We start from the raw sequence: 20,850 nt of genomic DNA, 5'->3' as shown, positions 1-20,850 counted from the left end.
AACCCGGCCGGGCTGCGTCCGACTGCTACGTTCCGCGAGTGACGGGGGACCTCAGGATCGTCGACCTCTTCGCCGGGGCTGGCGGCCTCACCCAGGGCTTCATGTCCACGGGCCGGTTCCGACCGGTGTCGGCCGTCGAGATCGACCAGCACGCGGCGGCGACCTACGCGCTCAACCACGGCCAGCACGTGCACGTCGGAGACATCGCCGACTACGTCGCAGGCTCGTTCCCTCGGGCCGACGTCGTGCTCGGAGGGCCGCCGTGCCAGGGGTTCTCGCTGCTGGGCAAGCGGGACGTCGACGACCCCAGGAACCGCATGTGGCAGCACTACCTGAAGGTCTTGGAGCGGGTCCGTCCGGCGTTCTTCGTGCTGGAGAACGTCCCGCGATTCGTCGAGTCGGCCGATTTTCGCGCCTTCGAAGACCAGACCGCTCCGGGCGGGAGGCTGCACGGCTGGGAGCTGGAGCTGTGGGCGGTCAACGCCGCCGACCACGGCGTCGCACAGAACCGGCGTCGAGTCCTGGTCGTGGGCCGTCGCTCTGGGATGCGCGAGCTCGGCCCACCAGACGTCGCCGGCCCACAGCTGACCGTCGAGGACGCCTGGGCGGATCTTGACCCCCGTCCCGAGCGCGACGAGCTCCCCGCGTCGTCGGTCGAGGTCAACGGCGGGGTAGTGCCTGGTGCCTTCAAGTCCCGTGATCTGCACTTCATGCCGCCCATCACCCCGTTGTCCATGGAGCGTTTCCGCTCGATCGGCTACGGCGGAAGCCGCTTCGACCTGCCGTTGCACCTCCAGGCAAGGTGCTGGCGGGGCAACACGAAGAGTGCGGGCGACGTCATGGGACGGCTCGTGTGGGAGAAGCCGTCGGTGACGTTGCGGACAGAGTTCTTCCGGCCGGAGAAGGGCCGTTTCCTACACCCCGTCGAGCACCGCCCGATCACGCACCTCGAGGCTGCGCGCATCCAGGGGTTCCCCGACGACTACCTGTGGGCCGGCAACCGTGGGAGCATCGCACGACAGATCGGCAACGCCGTTCCCCCGCCTCTCGCGGCGGCCGTCGCGGCCAAAGTGTCGGCGGCTCTCTGAGCTGATCTGTCGTCTGCGGAAGCGGTCGTGCTTTCGCTGGAGCCGCGCGGCGGCCAAGATGTCCTGAACTAGCTGGAGGGGGCGAACGTGCGCTGGCTCAGCGTGCTGCGACGAGGGCGACAGCCCGTGCCCACGGCCGACCGGCCCGCCCCAGCGTCCAGCCCCGCGGCACCTCGCGCATCCGCTCTACCGAGAGCCGGCTCGTCCGCGTCCGGCCGAGCCTCCGTCTCGCCCAAGAGTTCTCCTGAGCCCGCGAGGCGCGTGCCCGCGCCGGCACGACCGCGTTCCGTCGCTGCCGCCGCACCGGCTGAGCCAGCTCCTGCCAGGGCTGCCGAAGTTATGGCCACGAACTCCAAGTCTCGCCTCACGGAGGGGCCCCACGGATCTGCGCCGTCGAAGGTCGCGCGATCCGACGTAGCCGTGAGCGTCCGGTCGGGCATCGATGACGTCAGTGTGGGATCGAAGGATCCGGGCGTGAACCTCGACGCCCTGCTCGCTGAGCATTCTGCGGCCGCTCGCCGGCTCGCGGATGCGCGGCACCGGGAGGAGGGGACCGCGGTAGCACAGCTCGAGAGGGAGATGACGCAGACCCGGCTACGCATCGAGCGCGCTGCTCGCGTCGTCTCGGCCGCGGACTTCGTCACGGGGCCCGCGCGGCCCCCGATGGCGACGCCCGCGGGGGGTCCTGGCCGGGAGAGCACCTCTCGTGCTGCGGCCAAGACGACAGCACCGACGAGCGTCGATCAGCGTCGCCCAGCCCGCACCGCCACCGCCTCGCGTGTCTTGCTCGCACGGACTGGGGCTCTCGATGAGCTCCCGGCTGCGCTGGTGCTCGCGCTCCAAGGTGGCGCGCCACTGACGGCTCGCGAGCTGATCGCCCCTGCAGAGCGTGCCCTGGGCCGCAAGGTCGCCCGTGGCGAGATCAACCGCATGCTGTACAGCCATAGCTCGCTCTTCGTCAGCGACCGCGCCTCGAACCCCCGGTGGCGCATCGCCGAGTGACATCGCCGCCGCGTCCCTGTGGTCGCGGCGGGACGCAGCGGGGGGTCACTGCCCGACCGCCTCCGTGCGCATGGTGCGACGTGGCTGATGACCGGCACTTCGCTGCGCAATGCGACAGGCCTCGCCGATGGAGCGCGGGCGCGGCGGCGCCGTCAGATGAGCTCGACCCGGTGCGCCTGCGGGCCGCGGTCGCTCTGGCGCACCTGGTAGCGGACGCGGTCGCCCTCCTCCAGCGGCTCACCGCCGCGCACCACCGAGACGTGCACGAACAGGTCCGCCCCGCCGGCGTCCGGGGAGATGAAGCCGAAGCCGCGGTCGGCGTCGAAGCGGGCGACGACGCCCTCCCCGCCGCGCACCGGCACACCCGACGACGCGGGCCGGCCGGGCCGGTCGCGGCGCTCGGGCGCGCCGCCGCCCGGGCGCGCGGACCCGCCACGCGTCGCGGACGCCGGACCCGATCCTCGCATCAGCCGCACCTCGCGCGCCTGCGGCCCCCGTTCGACCTCGACGACGTCGAACGCGACCCGGTCGCCCTCGTCGAGCCCCGTCAGCCCGCCGGTCAGCGCCCGCACGTGCACGAAGACGTCACCGCCGGCGTCCGCGGCGATGAACCCGAAGCCCTTGTCCGGGTCGAACCAGGCCACGGTCCCGTCGGCGCCGTCGGCCTGCGTCGCGCGCTCGGCGTCCGGGCCGAGCGGCAGCAGGTGCTCGGCCTGCGGGCCCTTCTCCCCCTCGCCGACGAGGTACGCCACCCGCTGGCCCTCGGTGATGATGCCGCCGGTCACGATGCCGGAGCTGTGCACGAAGATCTCCGGCCCACCGCCGTCCGGCGCCACGAAGCCGTAGCCCTTCGTCGGCTCGTACCAGGACACGGTGCCGAGCACGCCGAAGGTCGCGTCGGCGGCAGAGTCGCCGGTGACGCGCACCTGCCGCGCCTGCGGGCCGCGCGGGCCCTCGCCGACCTCGTACTCCACGGTCTGGCCCTCGCGCAGCGGCACGGGGACGTCGTGGTCGAGGACCTCCGTGACGTGCACGAACAGGTCCTCGCCCTCGTCGTCGGGCGCGAGGAAGCCGAAGCCTCGATCGACGTCGAACCAGCGGACGGTTCCGTTCGGCACTGCAGCTCCTCGGGACGGGGGGACGTCAACGACCCTCCAGTGTCCCTGACGCCGCGCGACCCGTCGTCCCGGGCTCCGACGACGAGTCACGCCGCCCGGTGACCGGCCGCCGGGTGAAAGCGCGCCGTCGTCACCCCGACGGGTGTACGGACCGGCCCACGGAAGGGCGGATCGTCCGTATCGTCCGGCGCACGCTGCGATGCGACCGGTCGACGACGACCGCGCCGAAGCTCGCACGCACCGACCGGGGGGCGGACATGCAGGCAGGCGACGGCGCCGACGAGCAGGCGGCGCGGCACCAGCGGCGGCTCGAGCGGCTGCGCGCCGAGCACGCGCTCGCGGCGACGGAGGAGTCCGCTCGTGCATTGCGCAGCGCCGAGGGCCTCGTCCACGCGTGGACCACGGGTGCGGACGGGGAGCGGCAGGTCGCCGACACCCTGCTGGGGCTGGCGGACCGCGGGTGGACCGCGCTGCACGACGTGCGCTGGCCGGGCCGGCCGCAGGCGAACCTCGACCACGTCGCGCTCGGGCCTGGCGGCGTCGTCGTCGTCGACGCGAAGAACTGGAACGGGACGGTCACCGTCCGCGACGGCGAGCTGCGGCAGAACGGCTACCGGCGCGACGAGGCCGTGGAGGGCGTCGCCGCCGCCACCGCGGCCGTCACCGCGATGCTCGCGCCGCAGCACCGGACGGCCGCGCGCGGCGTGCTCTGCCTGGCCGGGCAGGGGCAGGGCCTGGAGCCGGTCGTGCTCGCCTCCGGGGTGACGGTCGTGGGCCGGGCGCACCTCGTCGCGCACCTGGCGACCCTCGGGCCGCGGCTCGATCCCTACGAGGTCGCCGACATCGGCCGGCACCTGGGCGGCCAGCTCGACCGGCCGGTGCGGGCGGCGCACACCGGGATGTCCCCGGCACCGCGGCCCGCCGGTCGTGCGTCGAGGCGCCGGCCGACGACGGCGCCGTCGTCGCGTGCTCCGCGACGTAGCCCTCGTCCTCGGCCGTCCCGGCGCAGGCGCCTGGTCGCCGGGCTGCTCCAACTCGGGCTGACGATTGCGGCGGTGATGTTCTTGCTCAACGTGCTCCCGACCCTGCTCGGCGCGATGACGTCGCAGCTCACCGAGGGCCTGACACCGACCCCGGCCGCCACCGCCGTGCCCGTCGAGGTCGCAGCCGCGCCGGCGCCCTGACGCGGCGGTCTCAGTCCTCGATGACGTCCCGACCGGACGCGCGCAGGGCCGCGAGCCCGTCGAGCATGCGCTGCAGGACCTCCGGCTCGTGCGCGGGCCAGTCCGCCATCTCGGCCACCACCCGCAGCGGGTCGCGCGTGCGGTAGGACCGCGTCGGGTTGCCCGGGAACCGCTTGTCGGTGACGTTCGGGTCGTCCTCGAAGGGGCCGAGCGGCTCGACGACGTAGACGTGCCCCCGACCGGCCGGCCCCTCGTCGCCCGCGAGCGCCGTCGCCAGCTCCGCGCCCCACACCGCCGTCTCGAGGACGGACGTGAAGTAGACGTGACGCATGAGCAGGCCGGCGCGGAAGTTGGACTCCCGCCCGGCGACGAGCTCGTCGCCCGGCGCCAGCAGCGCGCGCGTGCCATGGAAGAACGGCCCCGCGACGTCCTCGCATGTCGCGAAGGTGACGGGGACGTGCTTCTCGTCGCCCGCCTCCACCGGCGCCTCCGCCCCGGCGGCCTGCTCCTTCGGCGTCACCTCGTCGCCCCCTCACCGCGCCACCGCCGCCGACGGACGGCCCGTGGTCAGCATGCCGTCGGGGCTGCGGCGTGGCACGCGGGTTGAGAGAGTGGCGGAGCTGCTCGCGCCGGAGCCCTGGAGGACCCGTGGACCGACCTGACCTCGACGCCATCACGGCCGACGAGCTCCGCGAGCGCGGCAGCCTCAAGTGGACGACGTTCCCCGGCACGATCGGCGCGTTCGTCGCCGAGATGGACTTCGGCCTCGCGCCCGAGGTGAGCCAGGCGCTGCACGCGTCCCTCGACCGGGCCGTCACCGGCTACCTCCCGCCCGCGCTTGCCGACGGGCTGGCCACCGCCACGGCGGACTGGTACGCCGACTCCTTCGGCCTGCGGGTGCCCGACGCGTGGGTGCACCACGTGCCCGACGTCCTCGCGGCCTTCGAGCTCACGATGGACCACTTCACGGCCCCCGGCTCGGCGGTGATCGTGCCCACCCCGGCCTGCATGCCGTTCCTCGAGGTGCCCGAGCTGCACGGACGCGAGGTGGTCCAGGTGCCGTCGGTGGAGCGGGACGGTCGGCTCCACATCGACCTCGACGCCGTCGAGCGCGCCTTCGCCGACGGCGCCGGGCTGTTCGTGCTGTGCAACCCGCACAACCCGCTGGGGACCGTGTACCGCCGCGAGGAGCTGGAGGCGCTGGCGGAGGTCGTCGGGCGGGCGGGCGGCCGCGTCTTCTCCGACGAGATCCACGCGCCCATCGTCTACGGCGAGGGCCGCCACGTCCCCTACGCGTCCGTGTCCCCCGCGGCCGCCGCCCACACGGTCACGGCCGTCTCCGCCAGCAAGGCCTGGAACCTCGCGGGGCTGAAGTGCGCGCAGGTGATCCTCACCAACGAGGCCGACGAGGCGCACTGGCAGACGTTCGGGTTCATGGCCGGCCACGGGACCGCCAACCTCGGCGTCATCGGCAACACCGCCGCCTACACCGCCGGGCGCCGCTGGCTGGACGGCGTCGTGGACTACCTCGACGGGAACCGCCGCCTCCTGGCGGAGCTGGTCGCCGAGCACCTCCCGGGCGTGCGCGTGACCGTGCCCGAGGGGACGTACATCGCCTGGATGGACTTCCGCGCCACCGCCCTGACGGGCGACCTCGGCGAGTGGTACCGCGAGCACGCCGGCGTCGCGATGACCGACGGGCTGGCGTGCGGCGCCGTCGGGGCGGGGCACACGCGCTTCGTGTTCGCGCTGCCGCGCCCCCTGCTCCGGGAGTGCTCCGCCGTGAACACCTGCCCGCTTCCCGGCCGCACCGCGATGCCCTGCACGTTGCGGTGCCCGGTCTGCACGACGAGGGGCGACGCGTCCGGGTCGCCGAGGAACGGGTTGGTCGGCCACGCCTCGCCCGTCGCGGGGTCGACGCGCAGGAGCTTCCCGGCCGTCGTCGCGCGGTCCTGCGGGTTCGTGCCCACCGCGTTGTCGCCCGTGCCGACCAGCAGCGCCCCCGCCGGGTCGAACCGCAGGCGACACCCGCCGTGACGGCCGCTGTCCGCGTTGACCGGGATGCCCCCGACGAGGGGGTCGGCGACGCGCTCCGCCGACGACCAGTCCGCCGCCACCGTCCACGCGACGACCTCGATGCCCGGCCCGCCGTCAGCGCCGCCGTCCCTCAAGCCCTGGCACGTGTAGAGCCGTCGGTTCTCGTCGAAGGCGGGGTCGAGGACCAGCCCCATGAGACCCGTCTCGCCGCGCGCCCACAGGTCGTCGAGGTCGGCGTCGACCTCGACGACGGTCCCGTCCGGCCGCACGGCCGTGAACCCGCCGGTGCGCTCGTCGACGAGCAGCGTCCCGTCCGGCGCCTGCGCCACGTCCCACGGGTGGTCCAGCCCGTCGAGGACGGTCTCGACCCGCAGCGCCGGCGCGGTCCCGGCGCTCGTCGTCGCGCCGGGCGTCGCGGTGGCCACGGGTTGCCCCGCCTCCGTCGTCGTCCCCGTGTACCCCGCCAGCATCAGGGCACTCCCGACGAGGCAGCCAACGAGGGCGGGTGCGCGACGCATACGCCATCGTCACCCGACCGGCAGGTGGCGCCCAGACCGGACGCGTGCGGCTGCTCTCAGGGCAGCGCCTCGAGCTCGCGCCCGACGACCGCCACCGCCCGCTCGGCCGCCTCGCGGGTGAGGAACGGCATCTCGACGAGCAGCGCGTCGACGGCTCGCTGCTCTCGCTCCGCACCTCCCGTGCTGGCGCTGATGTCTCCGGGGAGGCCGGGGACGACGATGTAGCCGTCGCGCGCCGTGCCCAGCACGACCATGCGGTCGCGGTCGTGGTGCCACAGCCACGCGAGGTACGCGCAGAGGATCGCGTCGACCTCGTCCTCGACGCGGTCGAGCTCGAAGGGACGGCGTGCCTCTGCGACCGCCGTCCGCAACTCCTGCCACCTCCGGTTCTCCGTGAGCGCGAGGAGCGGCCCGGTCACGCGTTCGAGCGCGTCGAGCAGCGCCTGCCAGGCGACGGACCGCGACGCGACGTCCCGCCCGGGCTTCGACTTGTACGGCAGCACGCGCTCCAGCTCGAACAGCACGACCATCGCGGGGTGCGGGTAGACCTCGATGGCCACCGACCGCCCGGCGGCGGGCCGCACCTCCGGGTCGACGTCCCACCCGTGCCGCTGCGCGAGCAGCTCGCCGCGCGGCGGGTCGAAGTTCTTGTTGCTCCGGTTGGCCGGGTACGCCCCCGCGGAGTACCGGCCGAAGTGCTGCGTCACGAGCCGCTCGGCGTCGCGCATGCCGGTCAGGTTGGGCACGACGAGCGGCGCGTCGATCGCGGCGACGACCTCCGCGCCGTGCGTGTGCGCCCCGAGGACCGCATCGATCTCGGCGTCGGTGACCACGCTGCTCGAGTGGACGAGCCGCCCGTCCTCGTCGAGCACCGCCATACCCGTCCGAGCCCGCGGTCCCCAGGCCAGGTCGATCCCGACGTAGCGCGTCACCGACCCTGTCTACCCGACGGCCACACCGAGCGGCAGCGCGGATCCGTGCGCCGGCCCCTGTCCTCCGACCGGCGGGCCGTGCCACGATCGGGGCTCGGAGCCGCCACCGGAGGTCGACCGCGATGCGCTTCTACTTCGACGCCCACGACGAGCTGACGTCGCAGGACGCGGACGCCCTCGTCGAGCAGCTCGGCACGCTCGGGCTCGCGACGACCGAGGTGCACGCCGCGCCGCCGCGGGGCGTCGCCGAGATGCTGCCGCTGGTGCAGGAGCTCGTCGTCACCGCCGCGGCGGCGTCCGTCGCCGTCAACGGCATCCTCGCGGTGATCGGGCGCTTCCGGCGCGGGGTCGTCGTGGACGCCTCGGCCGACGAGCTGAGCATCCGTCCAGACCGCGCGCTGCCGCCGGGGTCGGTCGTCGTCGTCGGGCGTGAGGGCCGACCCGTGACGCTGGACCGCGGCGACGGGCTGGCAGGGGCGTTGACGGAGCTGGTCAAGGGCCGTCGGTGAGCGACGACGAGGCGCACCGCCGGCGCCTCGACGACGCGGCCGCGGTCCTGCGCGCGTGGGTGGCGCAGCAGTACGACGAGGACCGCCTCGCCACCACGCCCGGCACGGCGGAGGACCGCGTCGCCGAGGTCATGCACCGGCTGCGCGCGGACCCGGCCTGGGACGGGCAGCTGCCCACCGAGGAAGTCCTCCTCGAGCGGATCCGGCTCGACATGGCCGGCGAGCAGCCCGGGCGCAGCCCCTACCTGGAGGGTCTCGTGGGCGAGCTGCGGGAAGGAGCCGTCCGCGCGCTCGGCGGGCAGCCCGCCGGCGCGCCGGTGGTCGCGCTGCTCGCGCGGACGCCGTTCTTCTTCGCGCGGACGCAGGAGGACACCGGCGTCGACGACGCGTACCTCGTCCTGCTGCACCACCGTTTCCCGCTGTACCTGGACCTCGTGGCGCGGTCGATCGCGGCGGTGGTGCCGATCGGCTGGTTCGTCGAACGTCCCTCGGCGCACGAGATGACCTGGGTGATCGAGAACCGCATGCACAGCGAGCCCGACCGCACCGTGCGGACGTTCGCCGAGGCGGCCGTCAGCCTCGCCGAGATGCGGACCGACGTCACCGGTGGCTCCTACCCCGTCGCGCCCGAGCGGTACGCGCACTTCACGCTGCTGCTCGACGCCGCGCTGATGTTCGTCCTCGGGCACGAGATGGCGCACTACGAGATGTCGCACGACGGCCCGCCGCGTCCCGCGGTCGAGCGGCTGGGGTTCGCCCGGGCGCCGACGCGGGCGTGGCAGGAGCTCCAGGCCGACGAGCTCGGCGCGAGCATCGCCGCCTGGACGCTGCGGACCGGCCGCGGCATCCCGCTGGGCGTGAGCATGCTCGGCGCCTGGCAGTTCTTCCTCGCGTGGGAGGCCTTCGACCTCAGCGTCCACGTCCTCGCGACCGGGGACGCCGAGGCCGGCTTCGGACGCTTCTTCCTCGAGCAGGAGAATGCAGGCACCGACGGCGCGTACCCGTCGATCAGCATGCGTCGCAGCACGCTCGAAGCGACCGTGGCCCGCGCCGCACCCGGCGACGCAGGCCTCGAGTACTTCTCAAGAACCTTCGACCTCATCAGGCAGCGATTCCTGCGAGACACCGCGTTCCACGCCGAGCACATGGCGGCAGTTGGGCCTGCGGGGCGGCCGCCGACGGGCGGGCACGGCCCGGGCTTCGCCTGAGGCGACGAGCAACGAGCCGCCGCTGGTTACCCTCGACGCCGTGGCCGAGCCCGACGACACCCAGCTCGAGATCGCCGCGCTCGGCGCCGCGCTGAAGATCGAGCGGCGGCGGCAGGGCCTGTCGGTCAAGACGGTCAGCGAGAGGTCCGGCGTCAGCTTCGGCCTCATTAGCGAGCTCGAGCGCGGCAAGGGCAACCCCAGCTTCACGTCCCTGCACCGGCTGGCCCGCGCCCTGCAGGTCACGCTCCCGCAGCTCCTCTCGCGCCTCGGGGGCGACGAGGCCGTCGTCCGCGCGGACGAGCGCTACACGCTGCCGGAGGTCCCCGGCACGCCGGCCCCGCCCGTGCGCGAGCTGCTCAGCCCGCGCATGCAGTCGAACCTCCAGCTCATCCGCTCGACGCTGCCTGTCGGCTTCACCAACGAGGGCCGGCCGTTCCGGCACCTCGGCACGGAGTCGGTCCTCGTCGAGCAGGGTCGCCTGCGCGTGGTGCACGGCGAGCGCGAGGTCGAGCTGGGCCCCGGCGACGCCATGACCTACGGCTGCTCCACGCCGCACTGGTGGGCCAACGCCCACGAGGACGTCACGGTCGTCCTCGGTTCGGTGACCCCGCTCGAGTCCTGACGGCCCTTCGCTATGGCAGGAAGTGTTTTCGGGCGGCACCATTTGATTGAGCAGCCCGGCTGGCGCGGGAGTGGCTATTGCCTCGGATCGACCGTTCGCAGGATTTCTAGGAAGGCCTGCGCCTCTTTCATCGTCGGTTCCTCGACCGGATCTGTTGAGAAGTGCATCAGGTTGTTCCGCATCTTGTGAACGGTGCAGAGAAGTTGGAAGAATCGATCATGATCCAGCGGCCATCCGAGGAGTCGGAAGGTTTCCTCAGAAGCGAGAAGATGCTTGTAGTTTCCCATAGTAAGGCTCGCAGCGCCTTCAATCTTTGCTGCCGCCTTTGCGTTCCCAACCGCAGCCTGCATGGCCGCCAGGGGTACGCGCTCGTCCACTCGCCGTCGCAGTCGTCTCTCGATCTCTTCGATCAACGCGAAGGGACGAGCCATAATCTGGAATTGCCTCGATAGGTCCGCGACGGTCACGATGCCGATCGCCTTGTACGAGTCACTCGCTCGGACAAGCACGAAGTCACGCGTCGCCACCTCTGAGACGACGCCAAGCAACTCCGCATCAAGCGTCACCGTCCGGGCTGGGGCAGTCGCATCGACAAGCGCCGGTGCATCCTTGGACAGCCTTGCCTTCCCGATGGTCTCCCAACTGACGATGCCTACAATGTCCCCGTTCTCATTAAGAACCGGCAGCTGTGAGTAGTCGTGCTGAAGTAGCAAAGTGATAGCCAGTTCCAGCGTGTCATTGACTCCAACTGCCGTCACAGCCGAACGGGCACTTGGCAGCGTGCTGATCGTGACCGAGACTGGAGCAGGTCGCACCTCCTCGAGCCCTCCCAGCGAAGATTGAGCGTCAGCACGCGTGGCGGCTTGCGCGTCAACCTCTGCGACGCGAACTGCATTGTCTAGCCAGCCCTGGGAAAGACCTGGAGTGACGACGAGGCCTTCATCAGCAAGACCTTGCTCGACCAGTGCTACTGATGAATCAGTCCTTCGCTCCACGCCCCATAGACCGAGGATCTGCCGGATCGACATCTCGATGGGACCGGTGGAGCTCGTGACTCGAGCGACCAAGTCATCGATCGTGGCAATCCCGCTGGCCTCGTCTTCTCCAGCCCGCCAGCCAGGATCCTCCCCACCAGCCGCGACGTCGGCGACCCGTTTCGCTGCGTCGTGTCGACGGAGCTCGAAGATGGTGAGCAGAGCACCCATACTGTCGAGGAGGTCCCTCTCGAAGACGGACCGCTCGACACGCTGCAGCCACTTCACTCCGATGCAATGCCGGAACCCGTCCGCCGCCTCAGCGTCGAAGAAGTAGCCGCTAATCACCTCTCCGACGGCCAGTTCTGGCTGCTCCCCAGACCTGCATGGCATGACCACAAGATCGCCTATCGCGATCTCGGCGATGAAGCGCCACAGCTGACCCGTCCAATTAGCCAGCAGAGCGGGAGACGCTTCCGGGTAGACCGTCCTCAGGTAATCACGCAGCGAGGTGCGGTCGTCGAAGGGAGCAAGATCCCCTGTTTCGTCCCACCCGGCGATGGCTCTGTCGCCAGTCAACGCGGCTTCTTCCCGCTCGCCGTTGCGACCGGCACGAATCATCCACGCGCGCACAAGCACACTCCTTCGTGGCACAGAGAAGTCTGACGCGGCGAAGAGGTCCGAAGCGCGACTCTTCACCCCAGATGCGCCCGACGCTACCGCCGGGACCTCTCATCTGGGCCCCTTGACGCTTGCAGATTTCAACGGACTAGACCGCCGGCACCACCGCGCCCGGCAGGCGCAGGAGCCGGTCCAGCTCCTCGATCGGGTCCGGCCCGTCGTCGCACCGCAGGTCGACGGCGAGCTGCGGCGGCCACAGACGCTCGTCCCCGGTCCGCGCGACGGCGACCCCCGCGCTCTGCCGGCCGCGCAGGTCCCCGCCGGCCTCCTCCCCCGCCCGGAGCGCCGCGACGAGCCGCCGCGCGAAGCCCTCGGTGACGTCGACGGGGGCGACGGCCTCCGGCCAGGCCGCGCCGGAGGCGTCCCACGCCTCCACCATCGCGTCCAGCACCTGCGGCCCGGCCAGCAGGTTCCCCACGACGACGAGGTCCGTGCGTGCCCGGCCGCCCGCCCACGCCGTGCAGTCGGTGCCGGTCCGGTGCGCGGCGCGGCCGTCGAGGGCCAGCACAGCGACCTGGCGCAGCTCGGGCTCCGGGTCCCACTCCGGCACGCGCTCGACGGCGCGGGCGGGCTCGTCGCCGGCCGCGAGCGCACCGAGCAGCCGCCCGCGCAGCCGGCGGTTGGTCCAGGCCTGGCTCGCCGCGGCGCCGAGGTGCGGCGCGACCGCCAGCACCGCGTTGGCGGCCGCGAGCGACCGGCTGGCCGTCGCCCCGCCGAGGAGCCCGGCCTGCCGGTCGAGGGCGAGGATCGTGAAGGTCAGCGCAGGCTCCTGGTCTCGTCGCGCCGCGGAGGGCGGGGCCGCGGGACCCCCGATGTTGCAGTCCTGTTTCGACCTGCCCGCGACGCTTGTCCGATTCTGGGGTGGCGGGCCATGCTGATGCAACGATCAGTCTGGTGATGGACGCGCCCGCTCGGCGGCCGACACCACCGCCGTCACGAGCACCGGAGACACCATGCGACGCACCTCCCGCCCCCGAGCGCTGACCGCCGGCCTCGCCGGGATCACCGCCGGACTCCTGCTGCTCACCGCGTGCTCCGGAGGCGGCGAGGCGGTCGACCTCGACGGCGACACGGCGGGTGGTGCCTCGGGCGCCGCCGGCGGCGAGGCCACCGGGCCCGTCCTGCGCGCGGCCATCGCCGGCGAGCCCGACCAGCTCGACCCGCAGTCGACCTCGTCGTACTTCTCCTTCGAGGTGCTGGAGAACGTCTTCGACACCCTCGTCGAGCCCGACGAGAACCTCGAGATGCAGCCGGCGCTCGCCGAGTCCTGGGAGACCAGCGAGGACGGCCTGACCTGGACCTTCCACCTGCGCGACGGCGTGACCTTCCACGACGGCAGCGACTTCACGGCCGAGGACGTCGTCTACTCCTACGACCGCATCGTCGACGACGAGCTGTCGAACGCGTGGAAGTTCGGCTCGGTCACCGACGTCGTCGCCACCGACGACTCCACGGTCACCATCACGGTCTCCGCCCCGACGCCGAACCTCCTGTCGAGCCTGGGCGGCTTCAAGGGCCTGGCCATCGTCGACCAGGCGAACGTCGAGTCCGGCGACATCACGACGAAGCCCATCGGCACCGGCCCGTTCAGCCTCGCCGACTACACGCCCGGCGACTCCATCGACCTCGTCGCCAACCCCGACTACTGGGGCGGCGCGCCGGAGATCGGCGGGGTGCACTACACCTTCGTCTCCGAGGGCAGCACCGCCATCGCCGCCCTGCAGAACGGCGAGATCGACTGGACGGACTCCATCCCGGCGCAGCAGCTCGAGACGCTGCAGGGCGCCGAGGGCGTCGAGGTCGGCGTGACCCCGTCGAACGACTACTGGTACCTCGCGCTCAACGAGGCGAAGGCCCCGTGGAACACCGTCGCGGCCCGTCAGGCCATCGCCTACGCCATCGACCGCGACGCGATCCTCCAGGCCGTCAGCTACGGGACGGCCGCGGAGAACCAGCTCGCCATCCCGCAGGAGTCGGTCTGGTACACGGAGTACGACACCTACTCCCACGACGAGGCCCGCGCGCAGCAGCTGCTCGCCGAGGCCGGCGTCACCGGCGGCGTGTCCATCGACTTCCTCGCGACGAGCGACTACCCCGAGACCGTGACCGCCGCGCAGATCATCGCCAGCGACCTCGAGCCGCTCGGCATCACGGTGAACATCCGCACGGTCGACTTCGCCACCTGGCTCGACGAGCAGAACAGCGGCAACTTCGACCTGCTGATGATGGGCTGGCTCGGGAACATCGACCCCGACGACTTCTACTACTCCCAGCACCACACCGACGGCGGGTCCAACGCCCAGGGCTACTCCAACCCGCAGGTCGACGAGTGGCTCGACGCCGCCCGCACCGAGACGGACACCGAGGCGCGCAAGGAGCTGTACGCCCAGGCCGCGACGACGATCGCCGACGAGGGCAGCTACATCTACCTCTACAACCCGTCCGTCATCCAGGCGTGGTCCACCGACCTCGGCGGCTACACGGCCCGCTCCGACCGGGCCATCCGCTTCCGGGACGTGACCCTGGCGGAGGGGTGACCCTCGGCGGGGTCGCCCGGTTCCTCGGACGGCGGCTGCTGCACTCGCTCGTGGTGCTGCTCGGCGTGCTCGTCGTGGTGTTCGCGCTCGTGCACCTCGTGCCCGGCGACCCCGTGCGCATCGCGCTGGGCACGCGGTACACGCAGGAGTCGTACGAGGCGCTGCGCGCGGCGAGCGGGCTCGACCGGCCGCTCGCGACGCAGTTCCTCTCCTACGTCGGGAACGCGCTGACCGGCGACCTGGGCGTGAGCTTCCGGACCGGGCAGCCGGTCACGCTGACGCTGCTCGACCGCCTGCCGGCGACGGTGTCGCTGGCGGTGGTGGGGCTCGTCGTGGCGCTCCTCGTCGCCCTGCCCGCCGGCATCTGGTCGGGGCTGCACGAGGGGCGCGTGTCCGACGCGATCGTCCGGGTCACCAGCCAGGCGGGGGTGTCGGTGCCGGACTTCTGGCTCGGGCAGCTGCTCATCGTCGGCGTCGCGCTCGGCCTCGGGCTGCTGCCCACGTCCGGCTACGCCGCGCTGTCCGACGACCCCGTCCAGTGGGGGCGGCACGTGGCGCTGCCGGGGCTGACCGTCGGGCTCGTTGCCGCCGCGATCATGACGCGGTACATCCGCACGGCGGTGCTCGACGTGGCGCACGCCGGCCACGTGCGCACCGCCCGCTCGAAGGGGCTGCCGGCGTCCGTGGTCATGCGGCGGCACGTCGTGCGCAACGCGCTCATCCCGATCCTCACCATCACCGGCATCCAGCTCGCGACGATCCTCGGCGGCGTGGTCGTCGTCGAGGTGGTGTTCGCGTGGCCAGGGCTCGGGCGGCTGACCTACGACGCGGTGGCCTCGCGCGACTACGCGCTCGTGCAGGGTGCGGTGCTGCTCGTCGCGGTGCTGTTCCTGCTGGTCAACCTCGTCGTCGACGTCCTGTACTCGCTCGTCGACCCGCGGATCCGGCTCTCGTGACCGCGCTCGTGCCCGACGAGCGGGCCGCCACCGCGACGGGCCGTCCCGCCGCCGGCTGGCGCCTGCTCCTCGACAGCCCGGTCAACGTCGTCAGCGCGGTGGTGCTGCTCGTCGTGCTCGTCGTCGCCCTGCTCGGCCCGACGCTCGCGCCCTACCCGGTCAACGCCGTCGACGTGCCGGCCGCGCTGCAGCCGCCGTCCGGCGCCCACTGGTTCGGCACGGACGACCTGGGCCGCGACGTCCTGTCCCGCACCCTCGTCGCCACGCGGGTGTCGCTGCAGGTCGCGCTCGTCGCCGTGGCGTTCGCGCTCGTCGTCGGGGTGGGCGTCGGCATCGTGTCCGGGTACGCGGGCGGGTGGCTCGACACCGTGCTCATGCGCGTCGTCGACGTCATGTTCGCGTTCCCCGTCATGCTGCTGGCGCTGGCGATCGTCGCCGTGCTCGGCCCGGGGCTGACGACGACGCAGCTCGCGATCGGCATCGTCTACACGCCGATCTTCGCGCGCGTGGCGCGGGCCTCCGCGCTGGCGGTGCGCGTCGAGCCGTACGTCCAGGTGTCGCGGACGATGGGCACCGGGCACGCGCTCATCCTGCGGCGGCACGTGCTGCCCGGGATCGCGGGGCCGGTGATCGTGCAGACGTCGCTGTCGATCGCCTTCGGCATCCTGTCCGAGGCGGCGCTGTCCTTCCTGGGCCTCGGGGTGCAGCCGCCGCGGCCGTCGTGGGGGCGCATGCTGTTCGACGCGCAGGGCTTCCTCGCGCAGGCGTGGTGGATGGCGCTGTTCCCCGGGCTGGCCATCTTCGTCAGCGTCCTGGCGTTCAACCTGCTCGGCGACGGGCTGCGCGACGTCCTCGACCCGCGACAGCGCAGCCTCCTGCGCACGCGCCGCCTGCTGCGGGAGGCCCGACGATGAGCGCGCCCGTCCTGGCCGTGCAGGACCTGCGGGTCTCGATCGGCACCGCCGAGATCGTGCGCGGTGTGTCCTTCGCGGTGGAGCCCGGCCAGACGCTGGGCATCGTCGGCGAGTCCGGCTCCGGCAAGTCCATGACCGTGCTGGCAGCGACGGGGCTGCTCGACGCGCCGGGCGCGGTGGTGACGGGGTCCAGCGTGCTGGCGCCGGCGCCCGGTGCCGCGGGGAGCCCGGCTGTGGCCGGCGCCGGCGCCGGCACCACCGGCACGCAGCTCGTCGGCGCGTCCGCGCGGACCCTGCGCCGGGTGCACGGCGACCGCGTCGGGTTCGTCTTCCAGGACCCCTCGACCTCGCTCAACCCGGTCCTCCCGCTCGGCCGCCAGATCGGCGAGAGCCTCGAGGCGCACCGCGGGATGACCCCGCGCCAGGCCCGGACGCGCGCGCTCGAGCTGCTCGAGGCCGTCGGCATCCCCGAGCCCGCCGCCCGGCTGGACGCCTACCCGCACCAGCTCTCCGGCGGGCAGCGCCAGCGCGTGATGATCGCCGTGGCGCTCGCGTGCGACCCGGCCCTCCTCATCGCCGACGAGCCGACCACCGCGCTCGACGTCACCACGCAGGCGCAAATCGTCGCGCTGGTGCAGGCGCTGCAGCACGACCGCGGCACGGCCGTGGTGTGGATCAGCCACGACCTCGGGCTCATCGGGCAGGTCGCCGACGACGTCACCGTGCTGCGCGCCGGCGAGCAGGTCGAGAGCCGGCCGGTCCTCGACCTCGTCGACCGGCCGCAGCACGCCTACACGCGCGAGCTGCTCGCGGCCCGGCCCCTGCTCGGGCAGTCGCACCCGGCGCCGGCATACCCGGCCGCCGCCCCGCTGCTGACCGTCGAGGGGCTCGACGTGCGGTTCCCGGTGGTGACGCCGACGGGCCGCACCCACGTGCACGCCGTCGACGACGTCTCCTTCACCGTGCGGCGCGGGCACACGCTCGGCGTCGTCGGGGAGTCCGGCTCGGGCAAGTCGACGATCGCGCATGTGCTCACCGGCCTCGTCGCCCCGCGCGCCGGGCGGGTGGACCTCGACGGCGTCGACGTCCTCGGGCAGCGCGGCGCGGCGCTCAAGGCCCTGCGCCGCCGGATCGCGATGGTGTTCCAGGACCCGTTCTCGTCGCTCAACGGGCGTTCGACGGTCGGCACGTCCATCGCGGAGCCGCTGCAGGTGCACGGGCTGGCGCGGGGCCGAGACGGCGTGCGGCGGCGCGTCGGGGAGCTCCTGGAGCTCGTCGACCTGCCCGCGGGCTGGGCCGACCGCTACCCGCACGAGCTGTCGGGCGGGCAGCGCCAGCGGGTGTCCATCGCCCGGGCGCTCGCGCTGGAGCCGGAGCTCGTCGTCCTCGACGAGTCGACGGCCTCCCTCGACGTGTCCATCCAGGCGCGCGTGCTCGAGCTGCTCGCCCGGCTCCAGGCCGAGCTCGGGCTGACGTACCTGTTCATCGCGCACGACCTCGCGGTCGTCGAACGGGTCAGCCACGACGTGCTCGTCCTGCAGCGGGGGCGCGTCGTCGAGCAGGGGCCCGCGCGGCAGCTCTTCGCCGACCCGCGGGAGCCCTACACGCGCGCGCTGCTGGCCGCGATCCCGCCGGTGCGGCCGCGCGGCGCCCCGGAGCCGGCCTGACGCGTCCCCGGCGCCGTCCGGTGACGCGTCGGGCGGCCCCGCTCAGCGCAGCTGCGCGATCTGCACGAGGTTGCCGCAGGTGTCGTCGAGCACGGCGGTGATCACCGGCCCCAGGTCGACCGGCGGCTGCGTGAAGCGGACGCCGAGCGCCTCGAGGCGGGCGTGCTCCGCGACGACGTCGTCGACCGCGAAGCTCGTGATGGGGATGCCGTCGGCCACGAGCGCGGCGGTGTAGGCCTTCGCGGCGGGGTGCTCGTCGGGCTCGAGGACCAGCTCGACGCCGTCCGGGGCGTCCGGCGACACGACGGTGAGCCAGCGGTGCTCACCCATCGGGATGTCGTTCTTCGGCAGGAAGCCCAGCAAGTCGGTGTAGAAGGCGAGCGCCTTGGCCTGGTCGTCGACGTGGATGCTGAGCAGGTGGATCTTCACGGCTGGCCTCCGGGGGCGTCGTCGGGCAGAGGGTCGGGCAGCAGGAGGTCGGCCCACGGCGCGAGCGCCTGCCGCAGCGGGGTGAGGTCGACCTCGTGCACGAGGGTGCGGCCGACCTTGTGCCGGCGGACGAGGCCCGCCTCCGCCAGCACGTCGAGGTGCTGGGAGACGGCCTGCCGCGTCGGTGTCAGGCCGTGGTGCTGGGCGAGCCGCGTGCACAGCTCGAACAGCGTCTGACCGTCGCGGGCACGTAGCTCGGTGAGGAGCGCGCGCCGCGTCGGGTCCGCGAACGCCCGGAGAGGATCGGGCACGTATTCACCATAGGCAAGCACCTACTTGCCTGTCGAGGACCCGCAGAAACCCAGCCTGTCAGCGGGCATGCAGGGGTTCCAGGTCCAGCCACCTGGCGAGGTCCTCGACCTGCTCCTGCACCGCGGCGGTGAGGTCCGCGTCGAATGCCTCGTCCTCGTGGACCGCGTCGACGCGCAGGACACCGGCCTTGCGGTCGGCGGTGGCGTCCACCTTCCCGACGAGGCGGTCGCCGTGCAGGACCGGCAGCGCCCAGTAGCCCCACCGCCGCTGCGCCGCCGGCTTGTACATCTCGAGGGCGTAGTCGAAGGCGAACAGCGCGGCCATGCGCACGCGGTCGAACACGAGCCGGTCCAGCGGCGACAGGAGCACGGTCCGCCCGACGAAGGGCTCCGCGTCGAAGGTGCCCAGCACGAACGGGTCGACGCGCCACTCGCCCGGCACCCCCTTCACGGCCACCGGCTCCCCCACCGCGCCGACGTCGTCGGGCTCCTGCGGCGTGCGCGGCGCCTTCGGCCGAGCCAGGCCGAGCGCGCGGAGCCGACGGCGGTCCCGCTCGCGGCGCGCCTCGTCGAGCGGCACGACCAGCGCGTCCGGGTAGACGCGCTCGGCGAGGTCCCACAAGGGGTCGCGGCCGCGGCGGCCGGCCATGGCGACCTCGCCCGCGGCGACCATCGCGTCGATCATCCGGCGCACGTTGCGGGCGTCGTTCCAGCCCGACGAGCGCCACGGCCGCACGCACGTGTCCGGCAGGGCGCGGGCGGGCAGCGGCCCGTCGGCCGCGAGCCGCGCGAGGATGTCCGCCCGGCACGCGTGGTTGTCGAGGAGCCACGTCCGGGCGGCCTCCTGGTAGGGCAGCAGCCCCTGCCCGTCGCGCCACGCAGCCATCTCGGCGCGGTACAGGGCCACGTCCTCGGCGGGCCGGATCCTCCCGTCCAGCACGACGAGGACGTGCTGCGCCAGGAGCGCCGCCGTCTCCTCCGGCGCGTAGCCCGACCCCAGCCGGCTCCACAGCACGTGGTCGGCGCTCGGCGCGACGGCCGCCGTGCGGTCGTCCTGCAGCAGGGTCAGGTGCTCGACGACCTCGAGCACGTCGTCGGGCCGCGGCTCGTCGAGCAGCTGCGCCCGCACGGCGACCCGTCGCGCCTGCTCCTGCGTCAGCCGGTGGGGCTCCACGCCGGCCATCCTCGTGCCGCGGCCCTCGTCGTCGCCAGGCGTCACACGCCCGTCGCGGCGCGGACCGGCAGCCCGCCCGTCACGCGCAGGAGCTCGAGGGCCTGCGCGGCGGAGCTGCTGGCCGGCGCCGAGTGGACGACGACCTTGAGGTCAGATCCCGGGACGGTGAGGACGTCGCAGTCCAGCGCGATGGGACCGACCACCGGGTGGTGGACGGTCTTGGACGCGGACTGGTGCTCGCCTGTCGCGCCGCTGTCCCAGAGGCGCGCGAACCGCGGGCTGCCGGCGTGCAGCTCGGCGACGAGGGCCCGCAGCGCGCGGTCGTCGGGGTAGCGGCCCGCCGCCACGCGCAGGTCCGCCACGAGCGCGGCCTCGAACGCGGCGATGTGCTCGACGTCGGGGTCGGAGCCGGGCTCGCCGACGGACGACCGGACGGCCAGCGGGCCGGTGCCGAGGAACCAGGTGCGGACCAGGTTGCGCTCGCCCTCGGGCAGGGCGCCCGGGTCGCCGAGCAGCGCCGCCCACAGCGGCGTCCAGGTGACGAGGTCCCACGACGCGCTGAACACCGCGAGCGGCAGCTCGGTCAGCCGGTGGACGAGCCGCACGATCCCCGGCGGCAGGTGCGTGGAGACCGTCGTCGGGCGCGGAGGCAGCAGGCCGGCCAGGACGTGCAGGTGGTCGCGCTCGTCGTCGGACAGCTGCAGCGCCCGGGCCAGCGCTCCCATGACCTGGGCCGACGGGTGCGACGCGCGCCCCTGCTCCAGCCGCACGACGTAGTCCACCGACAGGCCGGCGAGCTGCGCCAGCTCCTCGCGCCGCAGCCCGCGCGCGCGACGCCGCCCCGCCGGCAGCCCGACGTCCGCCGGGTCCAGCCGGTCCCGCCACCGCCGCAGCGCCGTGCCGAGCGTCTCGGTCACCGTGTCCGTCACGCGCCCATCCCCGCCCCGGGCACCACCACGGCGGCAGCCCCGACGGTGGTATCACCGGTC

The 20,850-nt window shown here is 73.2% G+C and carries 19 protein-coding genes and 2 pseudogenes; 11 read left to right on the top strand and 10 right to left on the bottom strand.

Annotation, left to right across the window (positions count from 1 at the left end):
• Nucleotides 1–38: 38 nt before the first annotated feature.
• Nucleotides 39–1,088: a DNA cytosine methyltransferase gene (locus tag BM048_RS08830; protein ID WP_090032430.1), complete on the top strand. Its 1,050-nt coding sequence runs from the start codon at nt 39–41 to the stop codon at nt 1,086–1,088.
• 474 nt (nt 1,089–1,562) lie between these two features.
• Nucleotides 1,563–2,090: a hypothetical protein gene (locus BM048_RS08825; RefSeq protein ID WP_139224379.1), complete on the top strand. Its 528-nt coding sequence runs from the start codon at nt 1,563–1,565 to the stop codon at nt 2,088–2,090.
• A 152-nt stretch (nt 2,091–2,242) separates the two neighbouring features.
• Here BM048_RS08825 and BM048_RS18945 read toward each other — a convergent pair whose 3' ends face one another.
• On the bottom strand, nt 2,243–3,208 hold the full coding sequence (locus BM048_RS18945; protein WP_090032426.1) for a cold-shock protein: 966 nt from the start codon (nt 3,206–3,208) through the stop codon (nt 2,243–2,245).
• 257 nt (nt 3,209–3,465) lie between these two features.
• Between BM048_RS18945 and BM048_RS08815 the strand changes: the two genes are divergently transcribed.
• The gene (locus BM048_RS08815; RefSeq protein WP_090032424.1) at nt 3,466–4,392 is read left to right on the top strand and encodes a nuclease-related domain-containing protein; all 927 of its coding nucleotides are present in this window, start codon (nt 3,466–3,468) and stop codon (nt 4,390–4,392) included.
• Between the two features lie 10 nt (nt 4,393–4,402).
• Here BM048_RS08815 and arr read toward each other — a convergent pair whose 3' ends face one another.
• The gene (gene arr / locus BM048_RS08810; protein ID WP_090032502.1) at nt 4,403–4,873 is read right to left on the bottom strand and encodes an NAD(+)--rifampin ADP-ribosyltransferase; all 471 of its coding nucleotides are present in this window, start codon (nt 4,871–4,873) and stop codon (nt 4,403–4,405) included.
• Nucleotides 4,874–5,145: 272 nt separating this feature from the next.
• On the opposite strand from arr, the pseudogene BM048_RS08805 reads away from it, so the two are divergent.
• Nucleotides 5,146–6,132, top strand: a pseudogene (locus BM048_RS08805) (MalY/PatB family protein); the annotation flags it as partial.
• A gap of 83 nt (nt 6,133–6,215) precedes the next feature.
• On the opposite strand, the pseudogene BM048_RS19155 reads toward BM048_RS08805, so the two are convergent.
• Together BM048_RS19155 and BM048_RS08800 are read right to left on the bottom strand one after the other, a co-directional pair.
• A pseudogene (locus BM048_RS19155) lies at nt 6,216–6,899 on the bottom strand (PQQ-dependent sugar dehydrogenase); the annotation flags it as partial.
• Nucleotides 6,900–7,003: 104 nt separating this feature from the next.
• Nucleotides 7,004–7,879, bottom strand: coding sequence for a DUF429 domain-containing protein (locus tag BM048_RS08800; protein ID WP_139224377.1), 876 nt, complete (start codon nt 7,877–7,879; stop codon nt 7,004–7,006).
• Between the two features lie 122 nt (nt 7,880–8,001).
• On the opposite strand from BM048_RS08800, the gene BM048_RS08795 reads away from it, so the two are divergent.
• From BM048_RS08795 to BM048_RS08790, 3 genes are read left to right on the top strand one after another with little or no spacing between them, the layout of a single operon-like run.
• On the top strand, nt 8,002–8,388 hold the full coding sequence (locus BM048_RS08795; protein ID WP_090032419.1) for a hypothetical protein: 387 nt from the start codon (nt 8,002–8,004) through the stop codon (nt 8,386–8,388).
• On the top strand, nt 8,385–9,596 hold the full coding sequence (locus tag BM048_RS18735; RefSeq protein ID WP_239078927.1) for a M48 family metalloprotease: 1,212 nt from the start codon (nt 8,385–8,387) through the stop codon (nt 9,594–9,596). Before BM048_RS08795 ends, BM048_RS18735 begins: the two co-directional genes overlap by 4 nt.
• Nucleotides 9,597–9,636: 40 nt before the next feature.
• A complete protein-coding gene (locus BM048_RS08790; protein WP_239078926.1) occupies nt 9,637–10,218 on the top strand; it encodes a helix-turn-helix domain-containing protein in 582 nt (193 codons plus the stop codon).
• A gap of 74 nt (nt 10,219–10,292) precedes the next feature.
• Here BM048_RS08790 and BM048_RS08785 read toward each other — a convergent pair whose 3' ends face one another.
• Both BM048_RS08785 and BM048_RS08780 read right to left on the bottom strand, forming a co-directional pair.
• Nucleotides 10,293–11,825, bottom strand: a complete 1,533-nt coding sequence (locus BM048_RS08785; protein ID WP_090032416.1) for a CBS domain-containing protein — start codon at nt 11,823–11,825, stop codon at nt 10,293–10,295.
• A gap of 136 nt (nt 11,826–11,961) precedes the next feature.
• On the bottom strand, nt 11,962–12,756 hold the full coding sequence (locus BM048_RS08780; RefSeq protein ID WP_239078925.1) for a DUF1028 domain-containing protein: 795 nt from the start codon (nt 12,754–12,756) through the stop codon (nt 11,962–11,964).
• Nucleotides 12,757–12,826: 70 nt separating this feature from the next.
• Between BM048_RS08780 and BM048_RS08775 the strand changes: the two genes are divergently transcribed.
• From BM048_RS08775 to BM048_RS08760, 4 genes are read left to right on the top strand one after another with little or no spacing between them, the layout of a single operon-like run.
• A complete protein-coding gene (locus BM048_RS08775; protein WP_090032414.1) occupies nt 12,827–14,410 on the top strand; it encodes an ABC transporter substrate-binding protein in 1,584 nt (527 codons plus the stop codon).
• Nucleotides 14,407–15,366, top strand: coding sequence for an ABC transporter permease (locus BM048_RS08770; protein WP_090032412.1), 960 nt, complete (start codon nt 14,407–14,409; stop codon nt 15,364–15,366). Before BM048_RS08775 ends, BM048_RS08770 begins: the two co-directional genes overlap by 4 nt.
• Nucleotides 15,363–16,280, top strand: a complete 918-nt coding sequence (locus BM048_RS08765) for an ABC transporter permease (protein WP_203708933.1) — start codon at nt 15,363–15,365, stop codon at nt 16,278–16,280. The genes BM048_RS08770 and BM048_RS08765 overlap by 4 nt, the downstream gene beginning before the upstream one ends.
• Nucleotides 16,277–17,947 carry a dipeptide ABC transporter ATP-binding protein gene (locus BM048_RS08760; RefSeq protein WP_090032411.1) on the top strand — a complete coding sequence of 557 codons (1,671 nt, stop codon included), beginning with the start codon at nt 16,277–16,279 and terminating at the stop codon, nt 17,945–17,947. The genes BM048_RS08765 and BM048_RS08760 overlap by 4 nt, the downstream gene beginning before the upstream one ends.
• Nucleotides 17,948–17,989: 42 nt before the next feature.
• On the opposite strand, the gene BM048_RS08755 is transcribed toward BM048_RS08760, so the two are convergent.
• Genes BM048_RS08755 through BM048_RS08740 form a run of 4 tightly spaced genes read right to left on the bottom strand, consistent with a single transcriptional unit; the run spans nt 17,990 to nt 20,790 of the window.
• On the bottom strand, nt 17,990–18,376 hold the full coding sequence (locus tag BM048_RS08755) for a VOC family protein (protein WP_090032410.1): 387 nt from the start codon (nt 18,374–18,376) through the stop codon (nt 17,990–17,992).
• On the bottom strand, nt 18,373–18,687 hold the full coding sequence (locus BM048_RS08750) for a helix-turn-helix domain-containing protein (RefSeq protein WP_090032408.1): 315 nt from the start codon (nt 18,685–18,687) through the stop codon (nt 18,373–18,375). The genes BM048_RS08755 and BM048_RS08750 overlap by 4 nt, the downstream gene beginning before the upstream one ends.
• 58 nt (nt 18,688–18,745) lie before the next feature.
• Entirely contained in the window at nt 18,746–19,861 is a 1,116-nt protein-coding gene (locus BM048_RS08745) for a DNA glycosylase AlkZ-like family protein (protein WP_239078924.1), read from the bottom strand.
• 41 nt (nt 19,862–19,902) lie between these two features.
• Nucleotides 19,903–20,790: a helix-turn-helix transcriptional regulator gene (locus BM048_RS08740; RefSeq protein ID WP_239078923.1), complete on the bottom strand. Its 888-nt coding sequence runs from the start codon at nt 20,788–20,790 to the stop codon at nt 19,903–19,905.
• Nucleotides 20,791–20,850 lie beyond the last annotated feature (60 nt).

Source organism: Cellulomonas marina (assembly GCF_900111925.1).
In the GTDB taxonomy this organism is placed as follows: Bacteria; Actinomycetota; Actinomycetes; order Actinomycetales; family Cellulomonadaceae; genus Cellulomonas; species Cellulomonas marina.
This window is presented reverse-complemented; position numbering and strand designations above follow the sequence as displayed.

Coding starts and splice junctions, on each gene's coding strand:
- BM048_RS08775 (WP_090032414.1), top strand. CDS start 12,827: ATGCGACGCACCTCCCGCCCCCGAGCGCTGACCGCCGGCCTCGCCGGG.
- BM048_RS08795 (WP_090032419.1), top strand. CDS start 8,002: ATGCGCTTCTACTTCGACGCCCACGACGAGCTGACGTCGCAGGACGCG.
- BM048_RS08760 (WP_090032411.1), top strand. CDS start 16,277: ATGAGCGCGCCCGTCCTGGCCGTGCAGGACCTGCGGGTCTCGATCGGC.
- BM048_RS08815 (WP_090032424.1), top strand. CDS start 3,466: ATGCAGGCAGGCGACGGCGCCGACGAGCAGGCGGCGCGGCACCAGCGG.